Origin of the sequence: Pseudomonas taetrolens (assembly GCF_900475285.1) — a bacterium.
GTDB lineage: Bacteria > Pseudomonadota > Gammaproteobacteria > Pseudomonadales > Pseudomonadaceae > Aquipseudomonas > Aquipseudomonas taetrolens.
In genome coordinates, this window is sequence record NZ_LS483370.1 from 4,433,729 (window position 1) to 4,451,017 (window position 17,289).

Here is a 17,289-nt window from a genome sequence, read left to right on the forward strand (position 1 = left end):
TAAATCCGACTGTCGAACAAAGGTTATAAATAGCTTTAAAACACTTTAAATTAGCATCCAGCCTTCGCTTTAAAGGCTGAGTCTCGCAAATAGAACCAACAATATCGATTTTTCACACAACGAAACAGGTGGCCATCTGGACCTTTCCTGTAGTTTTACTACTGAGTCACACACTTGAAAGGCTGAAATGGCCGACGATTTGTAGTAAAACTACACAACGCCGGAAACAACCCTCCGGTCATCCAAGAATTTATGTCGTCTGCCCACAAGGCCAGTCGCAAACTCAGGCAACCGATTCTGGAAGCCTTTCCGCCCTGGAGCAAGCCATGCAAGACCTCGATCCCGTCGAAACCCAGGAATGGCTGGACGCCCTGGAATCGGTTCTCGACAAAGAAGGCGAAGACCGTGCTCACTACCTGATGACCCGTATGGGTGAGCTCGCTACCCGCACCGGTTCGCAGCTGCCGTACGCCATCACCACGCCATACCGCAACACGATTCCTGTCACCCACGAAGCACGCATGCCTGGCGACCTGTTCATGGAACGCCGCATTCGCTCGTTGGTTCGCTGGAACGCGATGGCCATGGTAATGCGCACGAACTTGAAAGATTCTGACCTGGGCGGTCATATCTCCAGCTTCGCGTCCAGTGCAACGCTGTATGACATCGGCTTCAACTATTTCTTCCAGGCCCCGACCGACGAACACGGCGGCGACCTGATCTACTTCCAGGGCCACACTTCGCCAGGCGTTTACGCCCGTGCGTTCATGGAAGGCCGTATCACCGAAGAACAAATGAACAACTTCCGCCAGGAAGTCGACGGCCAGGGCCTTTCGTCCTATCCGCACCCTTGGCTGATGCCTGATTTCTGGCAGTTCCCGACCGTTTCGATGGGCCTTGGTCCGATCCAGGCGATCTACCAGGCACGTTTCATGAAGTACCTGGAAGCCCGCGGCTACATCCCTGCCGGCAAACAGAAAGTCTGGTGTTTCCTGGGCGACGGCGAGTGCGACGAGCCGGAATCCCTGGGCGCCATCTCGCTGGCTGGCCGCGAAAAACTGGACAACCTGATCTTCGTGATCAACTGCAACCTGCAGCGCCTTGATGGCCCTGTTCGTGGCAACGGCAAGATCATCCAGGAGCTCGAAGGCGTATTCCGCGGTGCTCAGTGGAACGTGACCAAAGTCATCTGGGGCCGTTTCTGGGATCCGCTGCTGGCCAAGGACGTCGACGGTATCCTGCAACGTCGCATGGACGAAGTCATCGACGGCGAGTACCAGAACTACAAAGCCAAAGACGGCGCGTTTGTACGTGAACACTTCTTCAACACGCCTGAACTCAAGGCGATGGTTGCTGATCTGTCCGACGACGAGATCTGGAAACTCAACCGTGGCGGCCACGACCCGTACAAGGTCTACGCGGCGTACCACGAAGCGGTCAACCACAAAGAACAGCCGACCGTTATCCTGGCCAAGACCATCAAAGGTTATGGCACCGGTGCCGGCGAAGCGAAAAACACTGCGCACAACACCAAGAAAGTCGATGTCGACAGCCTGAAGTTGTTCCGCGATCGCTTCGACATCCCGGTCAAGGATGACGAGATCGAAAACCTGCCATTCTTCAAGCCGGAAGAAGGCAGCGCCGAAGCCCGTTACCTCAGCGAGCGCCGTACTGCGCTGGGCGGTTTCGTGCCTCAGCGTCGCGCTCAAAGCATCAGCATTCCGACCCCGCCGCTGGACACCCTCAAGGCGATCCTAGACGGCTCGGGCGACCGTGAAATTTCCACCACCATGGCTTTCGTGCGCATCCTGGCGCAGCTGGTCAAGGACAAGGAAATCGGTTCCCGCATCGTGCCGATCATCCCGGACGAAGCGCGCACCTTCGGTATGGAAGGCATGTTCCGTCAGTTGGGCATCTACTCGTCTGTCGGCCAGCTCTACGAGCCAGTCGATAAAGACCAGGTGATGTTCTACAAGGAAGACAAAAAAGGCCAGATTCTCGAAGAAGGCATCAACGAAGCAGGCGCCATGAGCTCCTTCATCGCGGCCGGTACTTCGTACTCGAACCACAACCAGCCAATGCTGCCGTTCTACATCTTCTACTCGATGTTCGGCTTCCAGCGCATCGGCGACCTGGCCTGGGCTGCCGGCGACAGCCGTACCCGTGGTTTCCTGATCGGCGGCACCGCCGGCCGGACCACGCTGAACGGCGAAGGCCTGCAACACGAAGACGGTCACAGCCACATCCTGGCCGCAACCATCCCGAACTGCCGCACCTTCGATCCAACCTACGGCTACGAGCTGGCGGTGATCATCCAGGACGGCATGAAGAAGATGACCGAAGAGCAACAGGACGTCTTCTACTACATCACCGTGATGAACGAGTCTTACCAGCAGCCAGCCATGCCGGCCGGTGTCGAGGAAGGCATCGTCAAGGGCATGTACCTGCTCGAAGAAGACACCCGCGAAGCGGCGCACCACGTACAGCTGATGGGCTCCGGCACCATCCTGCGTGAAGTCCGTGAAGCGGCGAAGATTCTGCGTGACGAGTTCAACATCGGCGCGGACGTATGGAGCGTTACCAGCTTCAACGAATTGCGTCGCGACGGCCTGGCCGTTGAGCGCACCAACCGTCTGCACCCGGGCCAGAAGCCTAAGCTGAGCTACGTCGAAGAGTGCCTGACCGGCCGTAAGGGTCCAGTCATTGCCTCCACCGACTACATGAAGCTGTTCGCCGAGCAGATTCGCCAGTGGGTTCCGGTCAAGGAATTCAAAGTGCTGGGCACTGACGGTTTCGGCCGCAGCGACAGCCGCAAAAAACTGCGTCACTTCTTTGAAGTAGACCGTCACTTCGTGGTGTTGGCAGCCCTGGAAGCCCTGGCTGACCGTGGCGATATCGAACCCAAGGTGGTGGCTGAAGCCATCGTCAAGTTCGGTATCAACCCGGAAAAACGCAACCCACTGGACTGCTGAGGAGAATATTTGTGAGCGAACTCATTCGAGTACCTGACATCGGCAGCGGTGAAGGTGAAGTTATCGAGCTGATGGTCAAGGTTGGCGATCGTATTGAAGCCGACCAGAGCATCCTGACGCTGGAATCGGACAAGGCGAGCATGGAAATTCCTGCTCCCAAGTCCGGCATCGTCAAAAGCCTGAAAGTAAAGCTGGGCGACCGCTTGAAAGAGGGCGACGAACTGCTGGAACTGGAAGTCGAAGGTGGCGCTGCAGCCCCTGAAGCGCCAGCCCCGGCTGCAGCTGAAAAGCCTGCTGCCGCACCTGCTGCCGAGGCCCCTGCGGCGCCGGCCGCTGCGGCGCCGGCCAGCTCGACCGTGCAGGACATTCATGTCCCGGACATCGGTTCGTCGGGCAAAGCCAAAATCATCGAGATCCTGGTCAAGGCCGGCGATACCGTCGAGGCTGATCAATCGCTGATCACCCTCGAATCCGACAAGGCCAGCATGGAAATTCCATCGCCAGCCGCCGGTGTGGTTGAAAGCATTGCGGTCAAGCTGGATGACGAAGTCGGCACCGGTGACTTTATCCTCAAGCTCAAGGTAGCAGGCGCCGCGGCGCCGGCTGCTCCAGCGCCTGCTGCAAAAGCTGAAGCGCCTGCCGCGCCTGCTGCTGCCGCACCGGCACCTGCGCCTGCCGCCAAAGCCGAGGCAGCCCCTGCCCCGGCCGCCGCGCCTGCGCCAAAAGGTGCCAAGGCCCATGCCGGCCCTGCCGTTCGCCAACTGGCGCGCGAGTTTGGTGTCGAGCTGAGCGCGGTCAGCGCAAGCGGTCCGCACGGTCGCGTGCTCAAGGAAGACGTGCAGGTGTACGTCAAAGCCATGATGCAGAAGGCCAAGGAAGCACCGGCTGCCGGCGCAACCGGCGGCGCAGGCATTCCTCCGATTCCGGTGGTCGACTTCAGCCGTTTCGGTGAAGTTGAAGAAGTGGCCATGACCCGCCTGATGCAAATCGGCGCGTCGAGCCTGCACCGCAGCTGGCTGAACATCCCGCACGTGACTCAGTTCGACCAGGCTGACATCACCGAGCTGGAAGCTTTCCGCGTCGCACAAAAAGCCGTCGCCGAAAAAGCCGGTGTGAAACTGACCGTACTGCCACTGCTGCTCAAGTCCTGCGCGCACCTGCTCAAGGAAATGCCGGACTTCAACAGCTCGCTCGCGCCAAGCGGCAAGGCGATCATCCGCAAGAAGTACGTGAACATCGGCTTCGCCGTGGACACCCCGGATGGCTTGCTGGTCCCTGTGATCAAGAACGTCGATCAGAAGAGCCTGCTGCAACTGGCAGCCGAAGCCGCTGCACTGGCCGCCAAAGCCCGTGACAAGAAGCTCACCGCTGACGACATGCAAGGCGCTTGCTTCACCATCTCCAGCCTCGGCCACATTGGCGGCACCGGCTTCACGCCGATCGTCAACGCGCCGGAAGTGGCGATCCTGGGTGTTTCCAAGGCAACCATCCAGCCAGTCTGGGACGGCAAAGCCTTCCAGCCGAAACTGATGCTGCCACTGTCGCTGTCCTACGATCACCGTGTGATCAACGGTGCTGCAGCAGCGCGCTTCACCAAGCGCCTGAGCGACTTGCTGGCCGACATCCGCACCATCCTGCTGTAAGCCACGTCCCGGCCTTCTTCACCGAAGGCCGGGGCAACGCACTGTTTTCCGAGCGCCACGCTCGTACCTCAACCCCGCCCGTTTGGCGGGGCTTTTTTTTGCCTGGACTATCGTGATTCCGTTGCATTGCGTCGCCCCGGACGAGTAAAACGAGAGCACGCACTTACAAAATGTGTAATCCCCCCTATCGTCCTTCAGAAGCGCCCTCGTCGGCCGATAACCTTGGGTAGCAGATTGCCCGTACGCAATCCATATCTGTGAAGCGAGTGTCTCAATGAAAAGCCAACCCGATGCTGCCCTGCGCATGGCAGCCGAGGTCGTAACGCAGTTGCCCGTGCCTTTGCGGCCCGACGTGCCGCGTTTCGCACGGCTCAATGAAGCCAGCTCGGCTCCGCTGGCCGACCTGGAAAGCCAAAACTCTCGCCTGCAAATCGCTCTGGAACTCAACCAGCACGCCCAGCAAGAGCAACTGCAACACTTGCGCACGGCGACCAACGCCCTGCACCTGTTCCAGCGCGCGGTCGAGCAGAGTGCCAACGCCTTTTTGCTGGTCAACTGTGAAGGTGTGGTGGAGTACGTAAACCCCAGCTTTACCGCAATCACTCAATACAGCACCGAAGAAGTTCAAGGCCAAAAACTGTCCGAACTGCCCGCCCTTGAGAACCTCAGCGACCTGTTGTTCGATGCGCACTCAAGCCTGAGCAAAGGCAACAGTTGGCAAGGTGAATTCAAAAGCCGACGCAAAAACCTGGAACCCTACTGGGGCCAGATGTCGATTTCCAAGGTCTATGGTGACAACCGCGAGCTGACCCACTACATCGGCATTTATGAAGACATCACCGGTGCAAAGCTGGCCCAACAGCGTATCGAGCGCCTGGCGTATACAGACAACCTGACCAACCTGGAAAACCGCCCGGCCTTCATCCGCAATCTTGACGAACGCTTTGCCCGTGACAGCACCACCCCGGTTTGCCTGCTGCTGGTGGACATCGACAACTTCAAGCGGATCAATGACAGCCTCGGCCATCAAACCGGCGACAAACTGCTGATCAGCCTCGCCCGCCGCCTGCGCAACAGCCTGAGCCCCGGCGATGGCCTGGCGCGTTTTGCCAGTAACGAATTTGCCGTTCTGCTCAATGACACGACTATCGAGACCGGCCAGCAGACAGCCAGCCAACTGCTGCTGACCCTCGACAAGCCGATGTTCGTCGACAACCAGTTGATCAGCGTCACCGGCTCCGTCGGGGTCGCCTGCGCGCCGCTGCATGGCCGCGAGCCGCAAACCCTGATGCGCAACGCCGGCCTGGCCCTGCACAAGGCCAAAGCCAACGGCAAGCATCAGGTGCAAGTGTTTACCGAGACCTTGAATGCCGAAGCCAGCTACAAGCTGTTTGTGGAAAACAACCTGCGGCGCGCCCTGACACAAAACGAACTCGACGTGTTTTACCAGCCCAAGCTCTGCTTGCGTACCGGACGGCTGCTGGGCATGGAAGCCTTGCTGCGCTGGAATCACCCCAAGAACGGCATGATTCGCCCTGATCAGTTCATCAGCGTGGCCGAAGAAACCGGACTGATCATCCCCATTGGCAAATGGGTCGCCCGCCAGGCCTGCCGCATGAGCAAGCAACTGAGTGCCGCTGGTCTGGGCAATCTGCAAGTGGCAATTAATGTGTCACCCAAGCAGTTTGCCGACCCGGACCTGGTGCCGTCGTTTGCCAGCATCCTCAAGGAAGAACAACTGCCCGCCACCTTGCTTGAGCTTGAATTGACCGAGGGCCTGCTGCTGGAGGCTACTGCCGGCACCCGCCAGCAACTCGAGCAACTCAAAAAACTCGGCCTGAGCCTGGCCATGGACGATTTCGGCACGGGCTATTCCTCGCTCAGTTACCTGAAGAAATTCCCGATCGATATCATCAAAATCGACCGCAGTTTTATCAACGATATCCCGGACAACCAACACGATATGGAGATCACCTCCGCCGTGATCGCCATGGCGCATAATCTCAAGCTCAAAGTGGTTGCCGAAGGCATCGAAACCGCTGCACAGTTAGCGTTCCTGCGTCGCCATCGCTGTGATGTGGGCCAAGGCTATCTGTTTGATCGCCCCATCCCCGGCAGAGAGCTGGCAGAGAAGCTCAAACGCTATCCACGCGGCCCGGCCTGACAGCACCGGAACACTCGGGCACACTGATGGCCTAACTCCCTACACGCTGACTGAGAGGACTTGCAACATGGTCTTGCGCTCGGAAATCCTGGTGAACAAAAACGTGTTACCCACTAAAGAACAAGCATTGCCCGGCCGCACCACCTTCGTGGAGCTGCCCGAAAAACACTACGTAACCGGTGAACCGCTGCTGGGTCCCTTCCTGGGCAATGTAGGCTTCGCCATTTTCGGCCTGGGTTGCTTCTGGGGTGCAGAACGCAAGTTCTGGCAACGTGAAGGCGTGGTCAGCACTGTCGTTGGTTATGCCGGCGGCTACACGCCAAACCCGACCTACGAAGAAGTCTGCTCCGGGCTGACGGGCCACACCGAAGTGGTGCTGGTTGTCTACGATCAGGACAAGGTCAGCTACAAAGAGCTGTTGGCGATGTTCTGGGAGCTGCACAACCCAACCCAGGGCATGCGTCAGGGCAACGATATCGGCACGCAGTATCGTTCGGTCATCTACTGCACGACGCCTGAGCAGCTGGAAGAAGCACTGGAGAGCAAGAAGGTCTTCCAGGCCGAGCTGGAAAAGGCGGGGCTGGGCGCCATTACCACTGAAATCGAACAAGCCCCGACGGTGTACTTCGCCGAGGCCTATCATCAGCAATACCTGGCAAAGAACCCCGAAGGCTATTGCGGCATTGGCGGCACAGGCGTGACCTGCCCGATCTGATTTGACTGTAGCCGTTGCTGAGGGTGCGACAAGGCCCTCAAATAGCGGGGCGCTTCGTCCCACTTCGCAGCCTGCGGCAGCGGCTACAGGAGGTTCGCGTAAAGCGCCGTGGCGCAGCTCGACGCGACCGCTGCTGCAGATTGCGGCAGGGGTTTACTCAGCGATCAACCACTCCATCTGCCAACCGCCCTGGGTCTGGCCGAGTTTTTTGGCCAGCCATGGCAGCAGCTCGCGCAGCTCTTCTTCCAGGCCCCACGGCGGATTGGCAATGGCCAGGCCCGAGCCATTCAGGCTGTTCGGGGTGTCCAGCGGGTGCACGAACAACTCCACCTGAAGCAGTTTCGGCGCGCCTGAGCCCGCCAGATCCTGATAAAAACGACGCAGCTGGCGCTTGTCCTTGATCGGATACCAGATCGCGACCACGCTCTGGCGCATGCGGCTGATCGCGTCTTTCAACGACTCGGCGCAGCGCTTCATCTCATCGAGCTTTTCAAACGGCGGATCAATCAGCATCAGTCCCCGTTTTTCAGCCACTGGCAGCAGCGCACGCGGCACATGCCAGCCTTCGCCCAGATGCACGGCCACGCGACGGTCGCCACGCATGTTGTCTTTCAGCATCACACCGTCTTCAGGGTGTTTTTCATTCAGCAGCACGCGATCCTGAGAACGGGTCAAGCGCCGCGCCAGCTCAGGCGAACCCGGGTAATAGCGCAGTTCGCCATCGGGGTTCATCTTGTGCAACACCTGCATGTAATCAGCAGTCACCGCGGGCAGGTCTTTCTGGCCCCACAAGCGCGCGATGCCCTCCAGGTACTCACCCGTGCGATTGGCCTGGTCGCCTTTGAGGTCATACAAACCAATACCGGCGTGAGTATCGAGGTAAGCAAAAGGCTGCTCTTTACGCGACATCAGGGCGATGAGGCGGGTCAAGACCACATGTTTGAAGACGTCGGCGTGGTTGCCGGCGTGGAAGGCGTGACGATAATTCATGATTGCTCCTGCGCAGGTGGCGAAGTTTACCTGTTACAGCGCATCACCGTCAGGGGTTAAGCCGCGGGTAGCGCCCGACGGCAGCCTGAAACCGTGCCAGGCACCGGTTACAGGCAAAAAAACGGCCCGCCTTTTAAGGGGCGGGCCGTTTTCATCTGCGATCAATCGAGCCGTGGCTCAAAGGACTCAGTGGTTTTGCTGGAAATCTTTTTCGGCAGCGGCGAAACGCTCGATCATCTTCTTGCTTGGGCCTTGGCCCATGGTGCTGACCACATAAATGGCCAAGCTGGCGAAGATGAAGCCCGGGATGATTTCGTACAGACCCAGCAGTTCGAAGTGCTTCCACACGATCACAGTGATGGCGCCGACCACAATACCGGCCAATGCACCATTACGGGTCATGCCTTTCCACAGTACCGAGATCAGTACCACTGGACCGAAAGCAGCACCGAAGCCTGCCCATGCGTAGCTCACCAGACCCAGTACACGGTTCTCAGGGTTGGCAGCCAGCGCGATGGCAATCAGTGCAACCGCCAGAACCATGATCCGGCCAACCCAAACCAGCTCCCGCTGAGAAGCATGTTTACGCAGGAAGGTTTTGTAGAAGTCTTCGGTCAAGGCGCTGGAGCACACCAGCAACTGGCAGCTCAAGGTGCTCATGACCGCCGCCAGGATGGCCGACAGCAGGACACCGGCAATCCATGGGTTGAACAGCAGCTTGGCCAGTTCGATGAACACGCGCTCCGGGTTTTCGGTCACAGGACCGGCTACTTCCGGGTGCGCCGCGAAGTAGGCGATACCGAAGAAGCCAACACCCACGGTACCGGCCAGGCACAGGATCATCCAGGCCATGGAGATGCGACGCGCCTTGGCAATGGACTTGACCGAATCGGCCGCCATGAAACGCGCCAGGATGTGCGGCTGACCGAAGTAACCCAGCCCCCAGCCCATCAGCGAGATGATGCCGATGAAGGAGGTGTTTTTCAGCATGTCGAAGTTGGTTGGATCACTGGCTTCGATGGCCAGGAATGTGGTGTCAACGCCACCGGTGGCCAGGAGCACGAAGATCGGCGTGAGAATCAGCGCGAAAATCATCAGGGTTGCTTGAACGGTGTCCGTCCAGCTCACTGCCAGGAAGCCGCCGATGAAGGTGTAAGCGATGGTCGCTGCAGCACCCGCCCACAGGGCTGTTTCGTAGGTCATGCCGAAGGTGCTTTCAAACAGACGGGCACCGGCCACGATGCCAGAGGCACAGTAGATAGTGAAGAACACCAGGATCACAACGGCCGAGATAATCCGCAGCAGCCCACTTGTATCTTCAAAACGGCTGGAAAAATAATCCGGCAGGGTGAGTGCATCACCGTTGTGTTCGGTCTGCACCCGCAGGCGGCCTGCAACGAACAGCCAGTTCAGGTAGGCACCGGTTACCAGACCGATGGCGATCCAGCTCTCCGACAGGCCGGAAACATAAATCGCACCCGGCAAACCCATCAACAACCAGCCGCTCATGTCCGAGGCGCCAGCGGACAATGCTGTCACGACGCTGCCCAAGCTGCGGCCACCGAGAATATAGTCCGAAAGGTTATTGGTGGAGCGATAGGCCATTAGGCCAATCAGCACCATTGCCACGATATAGATCACGAACGTGATCAGGGTTGGGTTATTTAAACTCATTGAATTAAGCCCTGGCATTGTTTTTATGTTTAGCAGCGGTCTGGTTGAACGCTCACAAACATCCTGTTTGAGACGTAGAACATTGCCGCGCATTTATGACTGACGTTTCCCCAGGAAAACCATCAGCTGATGAACCAAAAACTGAGTGTAGAGAGAATCTAACTTGTCGAGGGTTGCACCTTGGACGCGAATGCTATGCAACAAACCAAATAAGGTGCAACCAATTTCTGTCAGGGCAGTTGCACCTTGTCGTCTTTTCCTCGCAATAGCTCTTTTTTGCTCCTTTTCGGAGCAAGAACAGAGCAAAAGCAATGAAAAAGCTCCAAGCCTGTGCAGCGATCCGGGCTTCACTGAAAATTCCTGACGAAGCGTCGATCAATCCACAAAAAAACGGGTTGCACTAGGTTGCACCTCTGCTTGTGCAGCGCTAATCTTGCCGCCAGCTGATGCCGCGCAGATGTGGCACCCATGAGGATAAAAATATGGCTACTACCACCCTTGGGGTCAAACTTGACGACCCAACCCGCGAGCGCCTCAAAGCCGCCGCGACCTCGATTGATCGCACGCCACACTGGCTGATCAAGCAGGCAATCTTCAATTACCTGGAAAAACTCGAGGGTGGTGCAACCCTGAACGAGTTGAGCGGCATCCCTGGCAAAGACAGTGATGACGCCGACGACGTACAGGCCGATCATGCGCATCAATGCTTCCTCGAATTCGCCGAGAGCATCCTGCCGCAATCCGTACTGCGCGCCGCGATCACTTCCGCTTACCGTCGTCCGGAACCCGAAGTGGTTCCGATGCTGCTGGAACAGGCACGCCTGCCGGCTCCGATGGCCGAAGCCACCCAGGCCCTGGCCGCCTCGATTGCCGAAAAACTGCGCAATCAAAAGAGCGCTGGCGGCCGTGCCGGCATCGTGCAAGGCCTGCTGCAAGAATTCTCCCTGTCGTCCCAGGAAGGCGTGGCTCTGATGTGCCTGGCCGAGGCGCTGCTGCGCATCCCGGACAAAGGCACTCGCGACGCCCTGATTCGCGACAAGATCAGCACCGGTAACTGGCACCCGCACCTGGGCAACAGCCCGTCGCTGTTCGTCAACGCGGCAACCTGGGGCCTGCTGCTTACCGGCAAGCTGGTGTCGACCCACAACGAAGCGGGCCTGACCTCCTCCCTGAGCCGCATTATCGGCAAAAGCGGCGAGCCGATGATCCGCAAGGGCGTCGACATGGCCATGCGCCTTATGGGCGAACAATTTGTAACCGGCGAAACCATCGCCGAAGCCCTGGCCAACGCCACGCGCTTTGAAGCCAAGGGCTTCCGTTACTCCTACGACATGCTCGGCGAAGCAGCACTGACCGAACATGACGCACAGAAATACCTGGCTTCTTACGAGCAAGCCATCCACTCGATCGGCAAAGCCTCCCATGGTCGCGGCATTTATGAAGGCCCGGGCATTTCGATCAAGCTCTCGGCCCTGCACCCGCGTTACAGCCGTGCCCAGTACGAGCGCGTAATGGAAGAGCTGTACCCGCGCCTGCTGTCGCTGACCTTGCTGGCCAAGCAGTACGACATCGGCCTGAACATCGATGCTGAAGAAGCCGACCGCCTGGAGCTGTCGCTCGACCTGCTCGAGCGCCTGTGCTTCGAGCCGCAGCTGAGCGGCTGGAACGGTATTGGCTTCGTGATCCAGGCCTACCAGAAGCGTTGCCCGTACGTAATCGACTACGTGATCGACCTGGCTCGCCGCAGCCGTCATCGCCTGATGATCCGCCTGGTAAAAGGCGCCTACTGGGACAGCGAAATCAAGCGCGCCCAGGTCGAAGGCCTGGAAGGCTATCCGGTCTACACCCGCAAGGTGTACACCGACGTGTCCTACATCGCCTGCGCAAGAAAATTGCTGGCCGTGCCTGAAGCCATCTACCCGCAATTCGCCACGCACAACGCCCAGACCCTGGCCGCGATTTACCATATCGCCGGTCAGAACTACTACCCTGGCCAGTACGAGTTCCAGTGCCTGCACGGCATGGGCGAACCGCTGTACGAGCAAGTCGTAGGCAAGGTCTCTGAAGGCAAGCTGAACCGTCCGTGCCGCGTGTACGCTCCGGTCGGCACTCACGAAACACTGCTGGCCTATCTGGTCCGCCGCCTGCTGGAAAACGGCGCAAACACCTCGTTTGTCAACCGCATCGCCGACCACACCATTTCAATCCAGGAACTGGTTGCCGACCCGATCAGCAGCATCGAGCAAATGGCCACGCAAGAAGGCGGCTTTGGCCTGCCGCACCCGCGCATTCCATTGCCACGCGACCTGTATGGCAGCGAACGCGCCAACTCCAGCGGCATCGACATGGCCAACGAACACCGCCTGGCGTCGTTGTCCTGTGCCTTGCTGGCTACCGCACACAACGACTGGAAAGCGGCACCGATGCTCGGCTGCGCGTCCAGCAACGAAGCGCCGGCAGCGGTGCTCAACCCGTCCGACCTGCGTGACGTGGTTGGCCACGTACAAGAAGCAACCGTTGAAGATGCCGACAACGCAATCCAGTGCGCCCTGAACGTTGCGCCTATCTGGCAGGCAACTCCGCCCGCCGAGCGTGCCGCGATTCTGGAGCGTGCCGCAGACCTGATGGAAGCCGAGATCCAGCCACTGATGGGCCTGCTGGCCCGTGAAGCCGGCAAGACCTACGCCAACGCCATTGCTGAAGTCCGTGAAGCCGTCGACTTCCTGCGTTATTACGCCGTACAGGCACGCAACGACCTGACCAACGATGCCCACCGTCCGCTGGGCCCCGTGGTCTGCATCAGCCCGTGGAACTTCCCGCTGGCAATCTTCAGTGGTCAAGTGGCAGCGGCACTGGCAGCCGGTAACCCGGTTCTGGCCAAGCCTGCTGAACAAACGCCGCTGGTGGCTGCTCAAGCCGTGCGCTTGATGCTCGAGGCCGGTATTCCTGAAGGCGTGCTGCAACTGTTGCCGGGACGCGGCGAAACCGTTGGCGCCCGTCTGGTCGGCGACGATCGGGTGAAAGGTGTCATGTTCACCGGTTCCACCGAAGTTGCACGCTTGCTGCAACGCAATATCGCAGGTCGCCTGGATGCTCAGGGCCGACCAATCCCGCTGATCGCCGAAACCGGTGGCCAGAACGCAATGATCGTCGACTCGTCGGCACTGACCGAACAAGTGGTCATCGACGTTGTGTCCTCGGCCTTCGACAGCGCCGGTCAGCGTTGCTCTGCATTGCGCGTACTGTGCCTGCAGGAAGACTCGGCTGATCGGGTGATCGAAATGCTCAAAGGCGCGATGGCCGAATCGCGCATGGGTAACCCGGAACGCCTGTCCGTCGACATTGGCCCGGTGATCGATGCCGAAGCCAAAGCCGGGATCGAGCAACACATCCAGGGGATGCGCGACAAAGGCCGCACCGTTTACCAAATGGCCATTGCCGACATCGAAGAGTGCAAGCGCGGTACCTTCGTGATGCCGACCCTGATTGAGCTGGAAAGCTTCGACGAGCTGGAACGCGAAATCTTCGGGCCGGTACTCCACGTGGTGCGCTACAAGCGCAAGGATATCGATCAGTTGATCGCACAGATCAACGCTTCGGGCTACGGCCTGACGCTGGGCGTACACACCCGTATCGACGAAACCATCGCCAAGGTGGTCAACAACGTCAATGCCGGTAACGTCTACGTCAACCGTAACATCGTAGGCGCTGTGGTCGGCGTCCAGCCGTTCGGCGGCGAAGGTCTGTCCGGTACTGGTCCTAAAGCCGGTGGCCCGCTGTACCTGTACCGCCTGCTGTCGACCCGTCCAAACAACGCGATCGAGCAATCATTCGCCAAGGTCGACGCCATCACCGCTCCAGACACCCAGGCCCGCGAAGCCCTGAGCAAACCGCTCGTGGCACTGCAAGGCTGGGCGACCAGCCAGCAACTCACAGCGCTGGCCGAACTGTGCAGCGAGTTCGCGGCTCACTCGCAAAGCGGCATCACCCGCCTGCTCAACGGCCCGACCGGCGAACGCAACAGCTACGCCATCCTGCCGCGCGAGCATGTACTGTGCCTGGCTGAAGTCGAAAGCGACCTGCTGACGCAACTGGCCGCCGTACTGGCCGTGGGCAGCTCGGCGGTAGTGCCTGAAAGCGACATGGCCAAAGCCCTGTTCGCCCGTCTGCCAAAAGAGGTGCAAGCGCGCATCACGCGGGTAGCCGACTGGACTCGGGACGAGGTGATCTTCGACGCCGTGCTGCATCATGGCGACAGTGACCAGCTGCGTGACGTTTGCCAGCGAGTGGCCAAGCGCGCTGGCGCCATCGTCGGTGTGCAAGGGTTGTCTCAGGGCGAAACCAACATCGCTCTGGAGCGCCTGGTGATTGAGCGCGCCTTGAGCGTCAACACCGCTGCTGCTGGCGGTAACGCGAGCTTGATGACCATCGGCTGACCACTGGCTGAACCCTGAAAAACCGGGCACCTTCGCAGGTGCCCGGTTTTTTTATGCACGCATCGAACAGCTATGTGAGCGCCAAATACCCCGCAACCATCAACGTAACAATCGCGACAATCGCGACGAAAAACAGGTGCAGCCCTCCCAGCACCATCCACACCAGATTCCCGACGCTCAACACGCTGTTACTCCTGCCTTGCGGGTCATCATGCAGCAGATTGATCGCGCGCTGCGCCCCGACAAACAGCCCGGTGCCAGCGGCGATCAGCACCATGTCGGCAATAAAGACAAACAGCGTGCCCGAGGGGGGACTAAAGAACGGGTTCAACAGCACAGAGATCAAGACCAGCAGCATGATCAATAAGCCACGGGCCTCCGGGTACCACTGGCACGAACGCCCTGCCGTCTCGAGACCGTTCTGAACCTTCTCGAACAGGGAGAGGATAAAGAACGGCCAGAACACCCCGCGCATGATCGGCATGATGTCGACGCCGGTGGCCGCTCTGTAGGATGCCCAATTGCGGTAGGACCAATAAAAAATGTAACCACTGCCCGTCAGCACATACAGCCACACAAACTTGCTGATCGACACGACATACAGTGCGTTTTTTGCATCATCAGACGGTATTTTCCGGTCTGACAACGGCATATCAGGTGTAGGGGTGAGCTTCATCACACATCCATGCATTAATAGAGGAGGCGCGAAGTAGACACAATCTGACCAACATAAAAATGCCATCTAAATCCAATTATCACGTAGGAAAAATACCAACTCATTGGCTCTCCCCTCCTGACACCCCCTTCTGACAGTCGCCGTTCATTTCCCTCAAAAGCTTTTTGACAGTGCGCCAAGCCCACAGGTTAGAATCGCTGGCACGCAGACTGCATGTGCAGTTCGCGCCCCGCCTATCTAGTTTCCTGGAGTACTGCCTTTGAATGCGACGACCATCAACAGCCTGTTCTTGATCGGCGCGTTGCTGGTGGGTGCAAGCATTCTGGTGAGTTCTCTGTCCTCACGCCTGGGCATTCCGATTCTGGTCATCATCCTGGCGGTGGGCATGGCCGCAGGTGTCGACGGTGGCGGCATTATTTTCGACAACTACCCAACGGCCTACCTGGTCGGCAACCTTGCTCTGGCGGTGATTTTGCTCGACGGCGGCTTGCGCACGCGGGTATCAAGCTTCCGGGTGGCGTTATGGCCAGCCCTGTCGCTGGCAACGGTCGGGGTCATGATCACCACTGGACTGACCGGCATGATGGCCGCCTGGCTGTTCAACCTCAACATGATCCAGGGCTTGCTGATCGGCGCCATTGTCGGCTCGACCGACGCCGCCGCGGTGTTCTCCCTGCTGGGCGGAAAAGGCCTGAACGAACGGGTCTCGGCAAGTCTTGAGATCGAGTCCGGGAGCAACGATCCGATGGCGGTGTTCCTCACCGTGACCCTGATCGACATGCTCGCCAGCGGCGAAACCAGCCTGCACTGGAGCCTGCTGCTCAACTTGTTGCGCGAGTTCGGTATCGGCGGCACGGTAGGTCTGGCGGGCGGCTGGCTGATGCTGCAAATGGTCAACCGGATCAACCTTGCCAACGGCCTGTACCCGATCCTAGTGATCGCGGGCGGGCTGCTGGTGTTCGCCCTGACCAACGCCCTTCACGGCAGCGGCTTCCTTGCGGTGTACCTGTGCGGGCTGGTCCTGGGTAACCGCCCGATCCGCAGCCGCCACGGCATTTTGCACATGCTGGACGGCATGGCCTGGCTGGCCCAGATCGGCATGTTCCTGGTACTGGGCCTGCTGGTGACCCCCCATGACTTGCTGCCCATCGCGGCCCCGGCACTGGCCTTGGCCCTGTGGATGATTCTGTTCGCCCGCCCCCTGTCAGTCATCGTAGGCCTGCTGCCCTTCAAAGCATTCCACACCCGGGAAAAAGCCTTCATCTCCTGGGTGGGTCTGCGCGGCGCGGTACCGATCATTCTCGCGGTGTTCCCGCTGATGGCCGGGCTGCCCAACGCACAGCTGTATTTCAACCTGGCCTTCTTTATCGTTCTGGTCTCGCTGCTGGTGCAAGGCACCAGCCTGCCCTGGGTCGCCAAGCTGCTCAAAGTCACCGTACCACCCGATCTTGCACCCATCTCCCGGGCGGCGCTTGAGGTACACGTCACCAGCGAGTGGGAGCTATTTGTATACCGCCTCGATGCGCAGAACTGGTGTATCGGTGCTGCCCTGCGTGAACTGAAAATGCCCGAAGGCACCCGTATCGCTGCACTGTTTCGTGGCCAGCAACTGCTCCACCCGTCGGGCAGTACCACCCTCGAAATTGGTGATCTGCTCTGCGTGATCGGTCACGAACATAACTTGCCGGCGCTGGGCAAGCTGTTCAGCAAACCTCCGACCCGCGGTCTCGACCTGCGGTTCTTCGGCGACTTTGTGCTCGAAGGCGACGCCCGGCTGGGCGCTGTGTCGGCGCTGTATGGCCTGAAGCTTGAGGGCATCGACCCCGATCTGCCACTCAGTACGTTCATTGCGCAAAAAGTCGGCGGAGCTCCGGTCGTCGGCGACCAGGTGGAATGGAACAACACCATTTGGACCGTGGCCGTGATGGACGGGAACAAGATAGGCAAGGTGGGCGTCAGATTCCCGGAAGGAAGTGCCCCGGGTCCCGGGTTGTTCCTCTAAACTCCAAACTTTCCTAC

At 59.2% G+C, this 17,289-nt stretch carries 9 protein-coding genes; 6 read left to right on the forward strand and 3 right to left on the reverse strand.

Features of this window, described 5'->3' with window-relative positions; all coding sequences use genetic code 11:
* Positions 1-326 precede the first annotated feature (326 nt).
* From aceE to msrA, 4 genes are all read left to right on the forward strand, one after another.
* Complete coding sequence (gene aceE, locus DQN55_RS20415) at positions 327-2,972, forward strand: pyruvate dehydrogenase (acetyl-transferring), homodimeric type (protein WP_048382828.1); 2,646 nt, start codon at positions 327-329, stop codon at positions 2,970-2,972.
* A gap of 11 nt (positions 2,973-2,983) precedes the next feature.
* Positions 2,984-4,615, forward strand: a complete 1,632-nt coding sequence (aceF, locus tag DQN55_RS20420) for a dihydrolipoyllysine-residue acetyltransferase (RefSeq protein WP_048382830.1) — start codon at positions 2,984-2,986, stop codon at positions 4,613-4,615.
* 334 nt (positions 4,616-4,949) lie between these two features.
* The gene (locus tag DQN55_RS20425; protein ID WP_408634603.1) at positions 4,950-6,779 is read left to right on the forward strand and encodes a putative bifunctional diguanylate cyclase/phosphodiesterase; all 1,830 of its coding nucleotides are present in this window, start codon (positions 4,950-4,952) and stop codon (positions 6,777-6,779) included.
* A 67-nt stretch (positions 6,780-6,846) separates the two neighbouring features.
* Positions 6,847-7,494 carry a peptide-methionine (S)-S-oxide reductase MsrA gene (gene msrA, locus DQN55_RS20430; protein ID WP_048382832.1) on the forward strand — a complete coding sequence of 216 codons (648 nt, stop codon included), beginning with the start codon at positions 6,847-6,849 and terminating at the stop codon, positions 7,492-7,494.
* 153 nt (positions 7,495-7,647) lie between these two features.
* Here the strand turns inward: msrA and DQN55_RS20435 are convergent, their stop codons facing one another.
* Positions 7,648-8,484 carry a 23S rRNA (adenine(2030)-N(6))-methyltransferase RlmJ gene (locus DQN55_RS20435; RefSeq protein ID WP_048382834.1) on the reverse strand — a complete coding sequence of 279 codons (837 nt, stop codon included), beginning with the start codon at positions 8,482-8,484 and terminating at the stop codon, positions 7,648-7,650.
* Positions 8,485-8,670: 186 nt separating this feature from the next.
* Positions 8,671-10,158: a sodium/proline symporter PutP gene (gene putP, locus DQN55_RS20440; protein ID WP_048382836.1), complete on the reverse strand. Its 1,488-nt coding sequence runs from the start codon at positions 10,156-10,158 to the stop codon at positions 8,671-8,673.
* Positions 10,159-10,640: 482 nt separating this feature from the next.
* Between putP and putA the strand changes: the two genes are divergently transcribed.
* Positions 10,641-14,594 (forward strand): trifunctional transcriptional regulator/proline dehydrogenase/L-glutamate gamma-semialdehyde dehydrogenase, encoded by a 3,954-nt coding sequence (gene putA / locus DQN55_RS20445; RefSeq protein WP_048382837.1) that lies wholly within the window; start codon positions 10,641-10,643, stop codon positions 14,592-14,594.
* Positions 14,595-14,664: 70 nt separating this feature from the next.
* Here the strand turns inward: putA and DQN55_RS20450 are convergent, their stop codons facing one another.
* Positions 14,665-15,270, reverse strand: coding sequence for a hypothetical protein (locus DQN55_RS20450; protein ID WP_231995625.1), 606 nt, complete (start codon positions 15,268-15,270; stop codon positions 14,665-14,667).
* A gap of 259 nt (positions 15,271-15,529) precedes the next feature.
* On the opposite strand from DQN55_RS20450, the gene DQN55_RS20455 reads away from it, so the two are divergent.
* Positions 15,530-17,272 carry a potassium/proton antiporter gene (locus DQN55_RS20455; RefSeq protein WP_048382839.1) on the forward strand — a complete coding sequence of 581 codons (1,743 nt, stop codon included), beginning with the start codon at positions 15,530-15,532 and terminating at the stop codon, positions 17,270-17,272.
* Positions 17,273-17,289 lie beyond the last annotated feature (17 nt).